This is a genomic window from Chitinophaga sp. sic0106, from assembly GCF_019219075.1.
Lineage (GTDB): Bacteria > Bacteroidota > Bacteroidia > Chitinophagales > Chitinophagaceae > Chitinophaga.
The window spans coordinates 56,310-73,205 of record NZ_JAHUWJ010000002.1; the positions used below are offsets into that span (position 1 = coordinate 56,310).

The 16,896-nt window shown below is 48.2% G+C and carries 12 protein-coding genes; 6 read left to right on the top strand and 6 right to left on the bottom strand.

The genetic code is table 11. The annotated features are described in order from the left end of the window. Positions 1-186: 186 nt before the first annotated feature. The 4 genes from KW844_RS03150 to KW844_RS03165 form a co-directional block, all read right to left on the bottom strand. Positions 187-759 (bottom strand): NTP transferase domain-containing protein, encoded by a 573-nt coding sequence (locus tag KW844_RS03150; RefSeq protein WP_218375259.1) that lies wholly within the window; start codon positions 757-759, stop codon positions 187-189. 1 nt (position 760) lies between these two features. Beyond that, positions 761-1,906: an XdhC family protein gene (locus KW844_RS03155; RefSeq protein WP_255578188.1), complete on the bottom strand. Its 1,146-nt coding sequence runs from the start codon at positions 1,904-1,906 to the stop codon at positions 761-763. 119 nt (positions 1,907-2,025) lie between these two features. After that, the gene (locus KW844_RS03160; protein WP_218375260.1) at positions 2,026-3,243 is read right to left on the bottom strand and encodes a tetratricopeptide repeat protein; all 1,218 of its coding nucleotides are present in this window, start codon (positions 3,241-3,243) and stop codon (positions 2,026-2,028) included. A 176-nt stretch (positions 3,244-3,419) separates the two neighbouring features. Further along, on the bottom strand, positions 3,420-4,394 hold the full coding sequence (locus KW844_RS03165; protein WP_218375261.1) for a sugar phosphate isomerase/epimerase: 975 nt from the start codon (positions 4,392-4,394) through the stop codon (positions 3,420-3,422). A gap of 213 nt (positions 4,395-4,607) precedes the next feature. On the opposite strand from KW844_RS03165, the gene lepB reads away from it, so the two are divergent. Further along, positions 4,608-5,774, top strand: a complete 1,167-nt coding sequence (gene lepB / locus KW844_RS03170; RefSeq protein ID WP_218375262.1) for a signal peptidase I — start codon at positions 4,608-4,610, stop codon at positions 5,772-5,774. Between the two features lie 79 nt (positions 5,775-5,853). Here lepB and KW844_RS03175 read toward each other — a convergent pair whose 3' ends face one another. Beyond that, positions 5,854-7,272, bottom strand: coding sequence for an amidohydrolase family protein (locus KW844_RS03175; protein ID WP_218375263.1), 1,419 nt, complete (start codon positions 7,270-7,272; stop codon positions 5,854-5,856). A gap of 2 nt (positions 7,273-7,274) precedes the next feature. Beyond that, entirely contained in the window at positions 7,275-8,474 is a 1,200-nt protein-coding gene (locus KW844_RS03180) for an MFS transporter (RefSeq protein ID WP_218375264.1), read from the bottom strand. Between the two features lie 158 nt (positions 8,475-8,632). Between KW844_RS03180 and KW844_RS03185 the strand changes: the two genes are divergently transcribed. From KW844_RS03185 to KW844_RS03205, 5 genes are all read left to right on the top strand, one after another. Continuing rightward, complete coding sequence (locus tag KW844_RS03185; protein ID WP_218375265.1) at positions 8,633-9,598, top strand: YheT family hydrolase; 966 nt, start codon at positions 8,633-8,635, stop codon at positions 9,596-9,598. Between the two features lie 157 nt (positions 9,599-9,755). Continuing rightward, positions 9,756-10,343, top strand: a complete 588-nt coding sequence (locus tag KW844_RS03190; RefSeq protein ID WP_218375266.1) for an RNA polymerase sigma factor — start codon at positions 9,756-9,758, stop codon at positions 10,341-10,343. A gap of 95 nt (positions 10,344-10,438) precedes the next feature. Further along, the gene (locus KW844_RS03195; RefSeq protein ID WP_218375267.1) at positions 10,439-11,626 is read left to right on the top strand and encodes a FecR family protein; all 1,188 of its coding nucleotides are present in this window, start codon (positions 10,439-10,441) and stop codon (positions 11,624-11,626) included. Between the two features lie 342 nt (positions 11,627-11,968). Then, entirely contained in the window at positions 11,969-15,343 is a 3,375-nt protein-coding gene (locus KW844_RS03200) for a TonB-dependent receptor (RefSeq protein WP_218375268.1), read from the top strand. A gap of 21 nt (positions 15,344-15,364) precedes the next feature. Further along, the gene (locus tag KW844_RS03205; protein WP_218375269.1) at positions 15,365-16,891 is read left to right on the top strand and encodes a RagB/SusD family nutrient uptake outer membrane protein; all 1,527 of its coding nucleotides are present in this window, start codon (positions 15,365-15,367) and stop codon (positions 16,889-16,891) included. Positions 16,892-16,896: the final 5 nt, after the last annotated feature.

Genomic DNA, 16,896 nt, shown 5'->3' on the forward strand with positions numbered 1-16,896 from the left:
GGAAGGGATTAACAACAACAACAATATCCATTGGCGAAGGACAACGTCAGGTATTTCGCAATATTGCGAAAATCAGCCATGGATGTAGTTGTATTGGAGGTAATCATGGTATTGAATTTTATTAGTCTACCAAATTTGTAGACAAATATAGGTGAAAGTTTTATTCCGCAAAAAAATATTTTGCGTTTACTGCGCCAGGAGTTCATGGTAGTCTTTAATAGTATCAATATCAATGATTCCTTCCGGGAAATCGATGGTGGTAACCTGGTCTTTATGGAAGGTGAGTAGCTTTTTAGCCCCTGTGCTGCCTTGCAGTGCCTGCAATTCAACGAAGTAAGGCTCGCTGAAGAGGGCGGGAGTGCCGGTGTTATATTCATAGCGGCAGGCTACAATAGGGGAGCGCAGGGCCTGCATGCGGTGGAGGAGTCGCGCATCAATAAATGGCTGGTCGCATACCAGCAGGAAAAGTTTACTAACGTGTGCGTATATACGTAGAAATTCATTGACTGCATAGGCTACGGTATTTCCCATGCCGGCTTCCCAGTTTTCGTTTACGGCTACCTTGCAGTGCAGGCCGGCGATGGCAGGTTTGATCTGGTCCGCAAAAGCACCCAGTGTAACCAGTACAGGTCCTATATTACTTTCTATAGCGGTAGATGTTATACTTCCCAGCAGGGTATTGCCACGGAATGGCAGTAGCTGTTTGGGTTGACCTAGTCGCTGTGAAGCGCCTGCGGCGAGGATGATAATGCCTGTCATGTCAGATATGTTGACTCGTGATCACCTGTGCTCTTCTGCTGTGGATGGCGCCGTCCTTATCTCGCAGGGACGCGCCCTTGTAATTGCCGGTGCTCATTACCAGCTTTACTTCTGCGGCAATGCTGAGGGCGATTTCCTCCGGCGTGGCGGCGCCTATATCAAGGCCGGAAGGTCCGTATATGCGTACCTGTTGTATGGCGGTAATGCCGGATGCTTCCTGCAGCATGCGCGTTAATTTTTTCGCTGGTCCAAGTACCCCGATGTAGGGCACCGGCAATTGAGTGAGTTGTTGCAACAGGCTGAGGTCGTAATTGTAGTTGTGCGTCATGAGTACAGCTGCCGTATAGGCGTCTGCGTTAATGTGCTGTAATGCTTCGGCGGCCTTGGCTACATGAATAATGGCACCTGGAAAACGTGCTGCGGTGGCGTAGTTAGGGCGGCCATCCAGCAGGTGTACCTGCCATCCCATGATATGGGCAATGTGTAGCAGTGGCTGTGCGTCATTGCCGGCGCCGGCAATCAGCAATTGTATGGCAGGAGTAATATAAGAGAGTAAGGCGGTCTGTGAATTTTCTGTGGAGATGTAAGTGCGTATCAGCGTAGTTTGCTCGTCCATTGCCAGTTGCGCATCGCTGAGCAGGGCTGTGCAGAGTGGAGAATTGTCCGTATAGCCGTCTACGTAGTTATCCCTGCGGAGCAGCACTGTTCCCCGTTGCCTTTCTTTTCTCTTTTCTAAATTAAACAGTGTGATTAAGATACATTCCTGCCTGTTGCCGGTTATGAGTTGTATGAGGTGAATAGGATTGTTCGCGTCTGCTGCCACGATCGGTTCCAGCAGGATGTGGATGATACCGTTGCAGCCCAGTCCTACTCCCAGTTGCGCATCATCTTCATCGGTGGTATCGTAGGTAACCAGCATAGGCTGTTGTTGCATAATCACCAGCTGTGCTTTGCGTAGGGCATCGCCCTCGAGACAGCCGCCGCTGATAGCACCGGTGAGTTCACCATTCTCCGTCACCAGCATCCTGGCGCCCGGCTGGCGGTAGGCGGAGCCATCTACATGCACAACAGTGGCCAGCGCTGTACGTAAGCCGTTGCGGTTGGCTACTTCATATGCACGAACAATATCTTCCAGCTCTTTAATCATACACTTGCAATCAATTTGTATTAACAGTTACATCCTGTAATGAAATATATATAAAAAAACGGTTATTTCCACTTTTTTGTGAAGAGTGGAAATAACCGGCTGTATAGTTGAATACCTGATTAGTAGCCTTCTTCGCGGAGGTGTTGCAACCACTGCTGGGCAAACTCATTGGATGGTTCCAGCTGCAGCAGCTTTTCAAAAGATGCTTTTGATTCCTGGAACTGATCCATATGATAGAATAAAATAGCACGGTTCAGGTGTACGTATGGATTGGTAGGGGCGGCCGCCAGTGCTTCGTTGTAGCACTCCATGGCGGCGGGATAGTCCTGCAGCAGCATGAGGATAGACCCTTTATTCATCAGCAGGTTAGGCTCACCGGGCGAAACTTCCAGGCCTTTGTTGGCATAGGTGAGCGCCGCCGCCAATTGTTGCTGAATGGCCTGCTGGGTAGTATCATCGCCGCCGTTTTCTTCCATCTGCTGGATGGCGTTGGTAGCCGTTTCCATCAGCGTTACCACCTGTTGTGAATACCAGTGGGCGCTTTTTTCCACTTCCTGTGTAAATGGAATGGCATCCAGGTCTATCTCTTCTTCCGCTTCCGGCTCTGTAGGCATATATTCCTTTGCAGGCGCATACCACCATTCGCAGAAAGCTCCCAGCTCTCCGCCTTTGGGAATATCTTCAATATAAGGCAGCCCTTCCTGTGGAATGGCATCCTGGTTTACGATGATATTGAAAATTGTTTCCAGGTCTTTAGTCTGAATGGGAATACCATCCTGTTCTGCCTGCATCACCATGTAAGGGAGCAGCAGGTACCATAGTCCCAGCAGGTCTTTATCCTGTTGGGCCGCAGCAAATTCGGTAATGGTAAGTGCCAGGTGGAAGAAGCCCATCGGCTCCGGCGCAATGGCATCTTTGCCGGTGATGGTGCCTGCCGCTACCATGGCTGACCACAGCAGGGAGCCGGCGTCACAATACAGTATGTACTTACCGGTAGCGTGATCGTAATTAGCATAGCCGGCAACCGGATTAGTAGTGGCATCCCACTCTTTAGCCGGGTTGGCATATATGAAGCTGAACTTCTGGCTGGCAGCAAGACCGTCGAAAAAGGCGGTATGCTCCAGGTAAGCAGGATGAGCAGTAATCGGGAAGGTGTATACGTAGCGATGTTTAATCAGTATATCCATCACCCTGAAGTGAGTGAAACCGGTATCAAAGCTGTCTTGCAGCTGATACAGGTTGAAGATAAGGCTTCTGTAATCGGCCAGTTCGTCCTGACTATTATCCAGGCAGAGGATGGAGGTTTCCACCAAGGTTTCTATTTCGTGCATCGCCATATGTAACAACGTAATTTGCTGCAAAGCTAGGGTATTTTCGGCCAAAGTGTTGATGCACGGCTCCGCCGGTAATGTATAAGCATCATTTTATCCATCCCCTTTGGCGATGGACAAAAAGATGAGGGTGAGCAGGCCGCCGGCCTGCTCACCCTCATCAGTATATAAAAGCATTTCGTTTACTTCAGCAACGTATTCTTCACATAACCATAGCTATTGGTGATGCTCTGAAAATGATCTGTTTTAATCACATCCTGCTCCACATACAAATGCTTCACCCCAGCTGCCGGGGCTTTCGCCAGGATGCGTTTAAAGTCCACCGCACCGGTGCCTACATCTGCAAAAGAAGCCATGGACAATAATTCCATTGCTTTCTTATCTTTTGTGGCAGGAGATACGAGCACTTCTGGCCTGGCTTTATCAATATCTTTTACATGCAGCGCGAAGAACCTGCCAGGCGCCTGTGCAAAAAGTTTCACAGGATCGTAGCCTGATTTGATGGCCCAGAACAAGTCCAGCTCAAAGAATACTTTGCCGGGATCTGTATGTTTCAACATCACCTCATAGCCGCTGCCTGGCTGGTCAGCCAGGGGTTTGAATTCCCAGAAGTGATTGTGGAAGGCCACGTGAAGGCCCGACTTTTTGCAATACTCTGCGGCCTTATTCAGCTGTTCAGCAATGAATTTATAATGATCTGCCGTGGGGGTTGCATCCCATTGTGGAAAAGGCAATGCAGGGATCACGAAATATTTTTGTCCCAGCTCAGCGGCATAGTCTACCTGGGCTTTCAGTTCATCATCCTTGCCATCGCCTGCTGTAAGGAAGCTGTTTAGTCCGTAATGGCCGCTTGGGCTGGTCAGGTTTAAGGAGGAGAGGAGGGATTTCAGTTCCTTCACCGGAACACCCCAGAACTTCCCTTCGTATACGCCGGGAGTACCATAATAGGTTTCCACTTCCTGGTAACCGATTTTAGCGATTTGAGTCAGTGTATCCTTTGGGTTTTTGTCCAGCTGATCCCGCATGGTATACAGTTGGATACCCACTCTTTTCGGTAGGCCATTGCTATTGGCAAAGGCTGAAATGCCACCGGGCAATAAGAGGCCGGCAGCGGCCAGGCTGGCCTGCTGGAGAAATAAGCGTCTTGAGTGATTCATACAAAGAACAATATTATAACGTGGATATTTTTATGTGGGACAAGGTAATAAAAAAGAAATAACTTTTGAGCAATACCGGTGGCCTTTGGCCACCGGTATTGCTCAAAATCTTCGTCGCCACCGGCGACGGGAGTTTGAGCTGAGAATAAAAAGCTGCGAAGCCAACGCAGTAGCCCTTAGTACATTCATTGGCACCTTAAATCAGATTCACGGATGAAGTTTCTTGCCCGCAGACCCCAGAAGGAAACAAGCGAAAAGAAAAAGAAATCGATGCTAAGAGAATGGATAGAGGCCGTCATTTTCGCCGTAGTAACCGCCACCCTCATCAGGACATTCTTGTTTGAAGCCTTTATGATCCCTTCGCCATCGATGGAGAAAACGCTGCTGATCAATGATTACATTTTTGTGAGTAAGCTGAGTTACGGACCGCGTATTCCCAACACACCGCTGGCATTACCGTTTACCCAGGCCAGGATGCCCCTGTTTCCCAATATGAAACCTTATAGTACCGCTGTGTTATGGCCATATAAACGATTGCCGGGCTTCGGTAAAGTGCAGCGCGGGGATGTGGTAGTATTTAACCTGCCGGTGGGAGATACAGTGCTTACCAGTAAGAGTGGCAATGATGTGGATTATTACCGCGAACTACATCCTGAGAAATTTCCATCACCAGATATCCGGCCGATCGACAAACGTGCCACCTGGATCAAACGCTGCATAGGCCTGCCCGGTGATACGCTGGAAATCAATGCAGGTATTGTATACATCAACCATCTGCCATTGGACCCACCGGAATATTCCCAGAGGCCCTATTTCCTGTTCGACAATGAATGTAAGGGATTGCCGGATTCGCTGGTGACCAAATTTGAAATCGACAGTAACTCGTTTCAGATGCGTGGCGACAGCACCAAATTCCGCTACTATTTTACGCAGGTAGTAGCCCGGAAACTCAGGCAGCTCGGCTATCATATTGAACCGGTCATTCATAGTGCAGACCGCGATTCCAGAATCTTTCCCAGGGATTTTGAGCATCTCTATAACGAAGATTTCTTTGGTCCCATCATTATTCCCAAAAAAGGCCTCACCATTGCACTGGATACCAGCAACATCATCCTGTATGCGAGAGCAATTGCCACCTACGAGCATAACACAGTGGATACTTCCAGCAACGTGATCATGATCAATGCAGCACCCGCATCTTCCTATACCTTTAAAATGGATTACTACTGGATGATGGGGGATAACAGACATTTTTCGGAGGACTCCCGCTTCTGGGGATTTTTACCGGAAGATCATGTGATGGGAAAGGCGACGATGATATGGTTGAGTTATGATAAGAGTAGTATCAGATGGAGGAGGTTTTTTAACCTGATAAAGTAGCAGTTTCAATCTCACCTTCGGTGAGATTGAAACTGCCTGGCGTGGCCAGGCCCCCCCGGTCAGGCTACGCCAGGTGAATTTATTTATTGGCAGCACGTACTTGTTCCAGCAAGTCATCAAGTGCTTTTCTATCCAGCAGTTTACCTTTGGTTACCACTGCAAAAATTTGTTGTGTGTTATTGATATCCGCCAGAGGATTGGCATTCAGCAGCAGTACATCTGCTTTTTTTCCTGCCGCCAGCGCACCGTAATTTCCTTTATGCAGGTATTCAGGTGAGTTGATGACTGAAGCCTGCAAGGCCTGCAAAGGCGTAATACCACCGTATTTCACCATCAGTGCCAGTTCTTCATGTATGCCGATGCCGGGGTAAGTGTAGGAATTGAGATAGCCGGCATCCGTGCCTGCCATAATTTTTACACCAGCCTGTTGCAGCAGTTTGAGGGAGGCCGCTGTTTTAATAAATACTTCTTTGCGGAAAGCAACAGCGGCTGCATCGTCTTGCTTGGCGCGGTTAACACGCCAGGCGTAGGTGCCTTCAATGCCTTTGCCGATGTATTGCAAATAATCATCGTGGGAGTGGTCATCCACATCCAGCCAGGCCATCAGGTGCGGAAGTGTAAGCGTTGGCGTTATAGCAGTACCTCTGGCAGCCATCATACGGTAGGTTTTCAGGGCGGCGCTGCTATCGAAGTTTTCGATGATATATTTGTTAATATCACGTCCTTTGATTTCCCCTGCTGCAATTTTTTGGGAGAGACTAGCCTCATCTTTCACACCGGCTTTCCAGGCATATCCCAGGTGCTCTACGGCACTGAGTCCTGCCGCGGTTACCTGGTCCATCGTGAGGGTGTAAGGGATGTGTGCAGATACGGCCCATCCGCGTTTGCGTGCTTCCCGCAAGGCTTCCAGGTACAAGTCACTTTTGAGGGTGTTATCCGTGACTTTCACGAAGTCCACTTTTATTTTTTGCAATGAATCCAGTGCCTGCTGTAATTCTGCGGAGGTGCCTATTTCCAGGTCGTTGAGCCAGAGGGATTTATAGCCTTCCAGTTTAGGGCCACTGGTGAAAATGGTAGGGCCCTGGAGGGCACCGCTGTTCACTTCATTTCTCCATCGGATCACGAGGTCGCTGATATCTGCGGAGCAGTCGCGGATAGTAGTTACGCCATGCGCGAGGTATAGTGGCAGAAAGCTTTTGTTTTCATCGGCGAGGGTATCGCCTCCGCCGAAGTGCATGTGGTTGTCCCACAGTCCCGGCATGGCGTATTTGCCGGCGCCATCGAACTCGCGGGCGGCCTTATAGCGTTTTATTTTTTTATCATCGTTCACGGCAATGATGCTGTCGTGGCGGATAACGATGGACTGTCCGGCTTTGATTTTTCCGGTATGTACATCGATCACCTGCACGGAGCGGATGATAAGATCGGCTGCTTCCTGTGCCTGTACGTGTATACAGGCGAGTGAGGTGATACCGGCGAAGAGGAGTTTTTTTAGCATAGTCACTGTTTGCTTTTTTTAATATTGATAAGTAGGGCAATGAGCAGGAGGGTGGCACCGAGGATACATACGCCTGTCCAGCCATAGGCGCTCCAGGCGCGGGCGCCCAGCAATGATCCCAGGGAGCCGCCGGCAAAGGAGCTGGATATATATACGGTGTTGAGCCGGCTTCTTGCTTCCGGGTTGAGTGCAAAAACTTTTGACTGGTTGGAGATATGCGTTACCTGCATACCTATATCGAGCAGGATTACGCCTGCGATGAGCCCTGTCAGCGAGGTGCCGGAAAATCCCATGATCACATAAGCGATTACGGCGGCGATGATGCCGAGCAGGATGGTGAAATGAGGTCCTTTTTTATCGGACGACTTACCAGCCAGCGGGGCCGCCAGTGCGCCACAGGCGCCTATAACTCCAAACATGCCCACCATATCGCTTTTGAAAAAGAAAGGGCTGCCTTCCAGGAGGAATACTAATGTTGTCCAGAATACACTGAATGCACCGAACATACAAAAGCCGGTAATGGCTGCCTGTCGCAAAGCGGGCATTTGTTTCGTGAGTGTAAACAATGATTGCATGAGGCTGGCGTAACTACCTTCAAAGGTAGGTGGATTTTTAGGCAGTTTTACGCTCAATATGGCCAGCAATCCTGCGGTGGCCAGGCCGCCTATGAGGAATACAGCTCTCCAGCCCAGATGGGCGCCAATGAAGCCGCTGAGGGTTCTTGACAGCAGGATGCCGATAAGCAGGCCACTCATCACTTTACCTACAATTTTCCCCCTGGAGGTGGCAGGGGCCATGGTAGCGGCCATTGGCAGCAGCAGCTGCGGCACGGAGGAAAAAATCCCTATGCAGAGGCTGGCGGCTATGAGCATGTAAAAGTTGGCCGAAAAGGCGGCGGCAATCATGCAGATGGCTGCACCGAAAGTTTTTACCAGTATGAGTTTGCGTCGTTCCGTTTTATCCCCCAGCGGTACCAGGAAAAGCAGTCCGAGCGTGTATCCCACCTGGGTGATAGTGGCTATGATGCTTACCTGGTTTATAGTGAGATGAAAGGTAGCTGCTATTTGCACCAGCAGTGGCTGGTTGTAGTAGATATTGGCTACCACCAGGCCGCAGGTGATGGCCATCAGCATCACCATCCCGTTGCTGATGCCGGGATGTGAAATGTTAACGGGAGTTTTTTCTGTAATCGTCTGTTCCATCGCTCAAATTTTTTCCATCTGCAAAGGTAGCACTGAAAGAAAGGGCAGGATAGTACAGGTTATAACAAGGCGGGTAGATTTTATTATAGGCATAACATCAAGGTAGTACATCGAAAAGTGTCGATATATGTAGGAAAGTACCTAATTTTACAGCTGTTATGCCGCTAGTGAAAAAATCTGATTATGAGGCGCCGATGTTGCTGCGCAACCGTCATCTGATGACGATTTATCCTACTTTATTCAGGAGGGTAAAGCCAGCAGCCTATGAAAGGAAGCGTATCACCACTGTGGACGGGGATTTCCTGGACCTGGACTGTTGTTCCAGGGGGAGCGACCGGGTGGTGCTGATTCTGCATGGCCTAGAGGGGGATGCAGGCAGGAAATATGTATTGGGCATGGTGCAGATCTTTCATGCAGCAGGCTTTGATACCGTATCGATGAATTTCCGCGGTTGCAGCGGCGAACCAAATAGGCAGTTGCGGTTTTACCATAGTGGAGAAACAGGTGACCTGGATGTGGTAGTGCATCATTTAGCTGCACTCGGAAAGTATAGCGCCATTCACCTGGTAGGTTTTTCGCTGGGGGGTAATGTTACCTTGAAATATCTGGGAGAGAGGGGAGATCAGCTGCACCCTATGGTGAAGTCGGCGGTAGCGGTTTCAGTGCCATGCGACCTGGTCACCAGTTCCACGGAACTGGCCAAGCCACACAACAGTATTTATATGAACCGCTTTATCCGTTCGCTGGGGCGCAAGCTGGCATTAAAGCAGCAGCAGTATCCCGGTGCAATTGATATGAGTGGTTACGAGGAAATAAAAAATTTCCAGCAGTTTGATGATCGCTATACGGCGCCGCTGCATGGCTTCCCCAATGCGCTGGAATATTGGACGAGGTGTAGCTCGCTGGGATTTTTACATCGGATCAACGTGCCTACGTTGCTGATCAATGCCAAGGATGATCCGTTTCTCAGCAAGGAGTGCTATCCATATGATATAGCGGCTACCCATCCTTATTTATATTTAGAAACACCGGAAAAAGGTGGACACGTTGGTTTTGTAGGATTTAGAGATTACTATTACTGGACAGAAAAAAGGGCCTTGGAATTTACGCAATCTTGTAGGTAGTTTGCAGTTGGAAGCATAGTTAAAAAGAGTGTAAAAATTACGTTTAATTCAATAACGAATCGATTTAGCAAAGAATAACAGCGCGGCATAAAATTGCTTGTAATTTTAGTAGTTTTTAATAATTTACACACAGCCTTAGAATCTATTTCTTATTACTATGGAGCGAATGCCTTCAGAAGAGGAAGTGTTATACAGGATGCGTGAGGGAGATGAATCGGCCTTTTCAAGTATTTACCGGCACTATCACCCTGGTTTATATGTTTACCTGTTACGTTTTTGCAAGGTTCCGTCCCTGGCGGAAGACCTTGTACATGATGTATTTCTGAAGGTCTGGGAAATACGGGACCGGATTAACCCTGAATTATCTTTTGGTGGCTACCTCTACAGAATAGCCCGCAATCATGTCTTAAAAACAATTCATAAACTCGCTGATGACCACGAGCTGCGGGCGCAGTTGTATGCCCGGTTGCAGGAGCGTGAATCTACCAATGAGGTGGATGTGCAATCCAAGGAGTACGACCGGTTGTTCAGGGAAGCCTTTGCGGGGCTTACCGTGCAGCGGCAGAATGTATTCCGGTTATGTCGCCAGGAAGGAAAAAGTTATGATGAGGCAGCGGCCATCCTGGGTATTTCCAGGAGTGCAGTGAAGAAACATATGGTGCTGAGCATGCGTTTTATTCAGGACTATATATACAGGCATGGCGACATTCTGGTAGCATCTTGTCTTGTTGCGATGTTTTTTTAAAAAAAAATTTCTCCGGAGGGGTACCCTTCATTTCAATTTTCGGATATAGTACAATAGAGGCACTGCAAAAAAGTGTCTGCCACGTTATTCACGTTATGCATCACCCTGCATCATATTACCAGCAACTATTGGCCAAATACCTTGATGGCAAGTGCACGCCGGAGGAATCCGAAGCGCTGCGTCAATGGCTTGATACCAAGGAATCGCGACGTACTGCTTTGCAGGCGATGCAGGAGGAATTTGAACGTAGTATGACGGAACCTGCCATTGTACCGGAATCAATGAGCAACCGGGTGGAAACCAGGTTATTGCAGGAAATCAGTAAAAATAAAGTGGTACCCATATATTCGCTGCGCCGCAGAAAATGGATGGTGGCAGCGGCAGTAATGACGGGAGTAGTGGTGGCTGCAGGCTTCTATATGTATACCGCACACAGGGCACAACCTGCGGTGGTAAAGCACATAGCATCAGTGGCAGATATTAAACCAGGGTCGGATAAAGCTATTCTGACACTGGCAGATGGTACTCAGGTAACTTTAGATAGCGCGGGAAATCAGGTAATCGTTCAGGGAGGTACAAAAGTTAAGCAACAGAATGGCCAGTTACTGTATGAAACAGATGGCCGGACTACACAGGCTGAAACTTATAATACGCTTAACGTACCCCGTGGCGGCCAGTTTAAACTGGTATTACCTGATGGATCAACGGTTTGGCTCAACGCCGCTTCCAGCCTGCGCTATCCTACTGCATTTACGGGCAGCACCCGTACCGTGGAAATCCAGGGCCAGGCTTATTTTGAAGTGGCCCAGAACAGTAATAAACCCTTTATAGTCAAGGCCGAAAGCACGACTATTCAGGTACTGGGAACCGGTTTTGATATTATGTCGTATGCCGACGAGAAAGAGCAGCGGACCACGTTGGTGGAAGGTGCAGTAAAAGTGAAAGCAGGCGCGATAGAAAAATACCTGAAGCCGGGGCAGCAGGTGGCTCTGGATAATGAAACCGGAGTGGCAACTGTACAAGATGCGGATGTACAGGGCGTTATAGCCTGGAAAACCGGCTTCTTTGAATTTGATAATGTGAGTTTACCAACGATACTCCGACAGCTGGGGCGTTGGTACGATCTGGATATTGTTAACAAGTTTGCTTATAGCAACAGCAGGCTGGGAGGGCGTATCAGCCGGAACCTGCCGTTGTCTGAAATATTGCCAATGTTGAAGAGCGCAGGAGCGGATTTTACCCTCAACGGGAGAACGCTGATAATAACGCCTTCATCGAAATGAGAGGAATAGAAAATTATTAACTAAAACAACTCGTAAAGTAAGGGACAGCGTATAAAATCAGCCGGAATCCACGCCGGCAGTACCACGTTCAATTATTAAAGTTAAAACTGAAAACAACCGAAACAAACATGACAACCGAAACTAGCTAACAGTTTAGGTGTCCAAAAAAAAACCGGAAGCGCTCGCAACACTCCCGGCAATAATTTGGGCATATAAACTGAACCGAATTCCCTTATCGAATCATATTCGTCAATTCCCAAACACTACAAAAGTATGCAATTTAACTTGAGTGGTATAGTTTCCGGTGCCCGGAAATTTGTATCTACAAAAACGTTCTGCGTTATGAAATTGACTGCCTTTTTGCTGCTCGCCGCTTGCCTACATATCAGCGCAAAAGGATTGTCGCAGCAGATCACGCTTTCAGAGAAAGGCGCTCCCCTGAAAAAAGTATTGAGAGAGGTAGCCCGCCAGGCTGGCATTTCTGTAGTTTATGATGAAGCTCAGCTGGCAGCAACTTATCCAGTAACTATTTCTGTAAAAAATGTATCTGTACAGGCTGCGCTGGATAAAGCGCTGGCCGGACAGCCTTTTTCCTATAAAGTAGATGGTTCCCGTATCACCCTGGTAAGAGCCAGTGTGGAAAATACGGCTGCTGCCGATTCTTCCATCACCGTTACCGGTAAAGTAACCGACGAGAAAGGTGACCCTATCCCCGGGGCTACCATCCGCGTGCAGGGAACCAACACTGGTACAGCCGCGGATGTTAACGGGCACTTTTCCCTTAAAGTTCCCAGCCCTAAATCCCAGCTGGCTTTTTCTTTTATCGGCTATAATCAGCAGGTGCTGCAGGCGTCGGCCAACCCGATGAATATTAAACTGGCGCTGTCATCCACTTCCCTGACAGAAACCGTGGTAGTAGGTTATGGTGTGCAAAAGAAAAGTGTGGTAACCGGTTCTATTTCCTCTATCAAATCCAGTGAGTTTGAAAATCAGCCGGTAACCCGCGTAGAGCAGGTATTGCAGGGCCGCACCTCCGGTGTGACCGTCGTATCTTCTTCCGGCCAGCCGGGATCAGCTTCGTCTGTACGTATCCGTGGTAATACCAGCTTCAACAACAATGATCCACTATGGGTGGTAGATGGTGTGGTGGTCGATAACGGTGGCGTGAGTTATCTCAACCAGTCCGATATCGAAAGCATGGAAGTACTGAAAGATGCCGCTTCCGCTGCTATCTACGGTACACGTGCTGCAAATGGTGTTATCCTCATCACCACTAAAAAAGGTAAAGAAGGTAAGCTGCGCGTAAACTATAACGGTTACGTAGGTACTTCCGCGCCTGCCCGTAAACTGAACCTCCTCAACGCTACCGAATATGCTACCCTCATCAACGAAGGGCTTGCTGCTGACGGGAAAGCACCTAAATACGCTAATCCCGCTTCCTTAGGTGCAGGTACTGACTGGCAGGATCTCATCTTCAATAACAATGCTTTCCGTCAGAACCATGAAATCAGCCTCAGCGGCGGTAACGATCGTTCTACTTTCTATACTTCATTCGGTTTCATGAAACAGGAAGGTATCGTAGCTTCTGATATCTCCAAATATCAGCGTGCTACTTTCCGTATCAACTCCTCCCACAAGATTGCCAAATGGCTGACTTTCGGTGAAAACCTGAGCTATGCCTACGAGAAAAACTCCGGTTTGGGTAACACCAACAGTGAGTTCGGCGGTCCACTGAGCTCTGCTATCAACCTGGACCCAATTACTCCGGCGATTGTATACGATAAAACAGTGGCGGCAAATGCACCTTATACCAACACGGGGGTGGTGCGTGACGCTTTCGGCAATCCTTATGGTATTTCCGACGCGGTAAAACAGGAAATCACCAACCCGCTGGCTTACATTCAAACCAGACTGGGCAACTATAGCTATTCTCATAACCTGGTGGGTAATGCCTACCTCGAAGCAGAACCGATCGCAGGTCTGAAACTGAGATCTACTTTCGGTGGTAAAATGGCGTTCTATGGCTCTGATAACTTTGTTCCGGTGTACTACCTGAACTCTTCTACTACCAACGCCAGAACAAGCTTCACCAGGGATCAGAATAACAATCGCTCCTGGAACCTGGAAAACACCATTTCCTATTCCAGAACAATTAAGCAACACGACTTCAGTGTGCTGGTTGGCCAGGGTGCTTATCAGGATGGATACCTGCAAAATACCAACGTAGCATACTTTGGTATTCCTGCTACCACTTTCCATGATGCATCCCTGAACTACAAAATTGCGAATACCAATAAAACCGCTGGTGGTAAAGATGGGTTGTTACACACTGTTGCATCCTATTTCGGACGTGTGAACTATAACTACGCTGAAAAGTACCTCCTGACCGGTATCATTCGCCGGGATGGTTCTTCCCGTTTCCCTACTGACAGAAAATATGGGGTATTCCCATCTGTGTCTGCCGGCTGGGTACCTACCAAAGAAGCCTTCTTTCCTGAAAATGACGTGATCGACTTCCTGAAGATCCGCGGAGGTTACGGTAGTGTGGGTAATGATTACATTGTGGATAACGGTAACCTGAATGAACATGGGTATTTGTCTACCATCGGAGATGGCAGAAATTATAACATCGGTAATGAAATCCTGGTAGGTAACAGCCCGAATGCACCTGCAAACGTATTGCTGCATTGGGAAGAAACACATCAGACCAACATCGGTTTTGATCTCGCTTTCCTGAAACATTTCAATTTCACTTTTGATTGGTTCAACAAGAAAACAGTTGGTATCCTGATGAACCCGCGTGTACCGACTTACACCGGTGCGTACTCTAATCCTCCTGCAAACGTGGCGGATAACCAAAACCGCGGTATCGACCTGGAGCTGGGTTACCACGGAAAAGTGGGTGAAGTGCAATTAAATGTAAACGGTAACGCCTCCTACGTTAAAAATAAATCACTGTACTTGGGCGATGGTGTGCAATACATCACTACCAACCAGCAAACATTCCAGAGCTCCACTTACCCTATCACCCGTACCGTGCTGGGTAACCCGCTGAATGCTTTCTATGGGTTCAAAACTGCCGGTATCTTCCAGAATCAGGCGGAAGTAGATGGGTATGTAGATGGTAAAGGCAACAAAATCCAGCCGAATGCCAAACCAGGCGATTTCCGTTGGGTAGATGCCAATGGCGACGGTGCGATCACCGAAGCTGACCGTCAGGTGCTCGGTAACCCAATGCCTACCTGGACTTATGGCCTCAACATCTCTGCTACTTACAAAAACTTTGATATCAACCTGTTTGCACAAGGTGCTGGTGGTAACAAAATCTTCCAGGGTCTGAAACGCCTGGATATCAAAGAAGCGAACATGCAGAATAAAGCGCTGGGCCGCTGGACTGGTGAAGGTACTTCCAATACTTATCCCCGTATGACGTTGGATGATCCTAACCGTAACTACTCCAATCCTTCTGACTTCTACCTGGAAGATGGTGATTACCTCCGTCTGAAAGTATTACAGATCGGTTATACTTTGTCCAACAACATTATGAAACGCATCGGAGCACAACGTTTACGTGTATTCGTTACCGGTGAAAACCTGTTTACCTTCACCAAATACACTGGCTTCGATCCTGAAATCGGTGGTGCTGTATCCAGCATCGACCGTGGTATTTATCCACAGGCGCGCTCTTACATGTTTGGTCTGAATGTTACTTTCTGATAATTTAAAAAGCAGGACAAAATGAAAAGAAAATTCTTTAAATCAATAATAATAGCAGCTGGTGGCTTGTTAGTGTTTGCTGCTTGCAGTAAAAGTTTCCTTGAAACAGATCCTACCGGAACGCCAACAGAAAACAATTACTACCGTGATGAAACGGAAGCGTTTAACGGTTTGGTAGCGGTGTATGATGTGGTAGGCTGGCAGGGTAATGGTTATATTACTAAAACTGGTATGGCCGATGCGGCCTCTGATGATCACTACGCTGGTGGTGGTAGTTCTACGGACGTTTCTGCGTTGCAGGTGATGTCTAACTACACAGTAGATCCAGCCACAGGGCCCTCTGCAGAATTATGGCAGAAAGGCTATGCCGGTGTGTTCAGGGCTAACCTCCTGATGGAGAAACTGCCCAATGTACCAATGGATGAAAATAAGAAGAAACGTTTTGTGGCAGAAAGTAAAGTGCTGCGTGCGTATTTCTATTTCGACCTGGTACGTTTGTTCAAAAACATTCCACTGTTAACAAAAACACTTGCTACCTCCGAGTTCTATAATGTGCTGCAGGCAGATCCCGCAGCGGTTTGGGCGCAGATAGAAAAAGACCTTACCGAAGCAATTGCCGAAACCCAGCTGCCTGATAAACTGGCCAGTAATGAATCGGGAAGAATGAACAAAGGTATTGCACATGCATTATTGGGAAAAGTATATCTCTGGGAGAAAAAATATACCGAGGCGGCTGCTGAATTTGCTTTGGTAAATGGCACTCCGGGTGGTACCAGTAGCTACGGTTACTCCCTCCTGCCTAATTATGCAGACCTGTGGAAGTTTACCAATAAGTTCAATGCTGAATCCATTTTCGAAGTTTCCTTCTCTTCCTTGAGTGGTGGTGCCTGGAGCTGTACTTCCTGTACAGAAGGTAATGTGCTGAATGTGATGGTGGGCCCTCGCGGTTATAACCCTACACCAGGAGCACCTGACTACTATTCAGGCTGGAGCTTCCTGCCTGTTACACAGTCGCTGTTTGATGCCTTGCATTTCGACCCTCGTTTCAATGCTACCATCTTAAACCTGGATAGCCTGGAGAAAAACGGTATTGCTAAATATGAGAAAGGTTACATGAACACTGGTTACTTCCTCGCTAAGTTTGCGGCTAAAAACTCCGACAGAACTACCGGTGGTGGTAACGTGGAACTGAACTTTGGTCAGAACCTCTATGAAATCCGTTTGGCAGATGCTTACCTGATGGAAGCAGAAGCGCTGGTAAGGGGCGGTGGTGACGCCGGTCGCGCCGATGCGCTCCTGAATGCAGTACGCAAGCGGGTAGGCCTCAACCCTGTATCTGCTACGATCGACAATATCATGAAAGAAAGACGTCTTGAACTGGCGGGTGAAGGTCATCGTTGGTTCGACCTCGTTAGAACCGGTGATGCAGCAACTGTGCTGGCCACTAAAGGTTTCAAACCCGGTAAGAACGAAATCCTCCCTATTCCTTTACAGGAACTGGAAAACACCAAAATTCTGCAGAACAAAGAATATGGTGGTACTAAATAAAGATG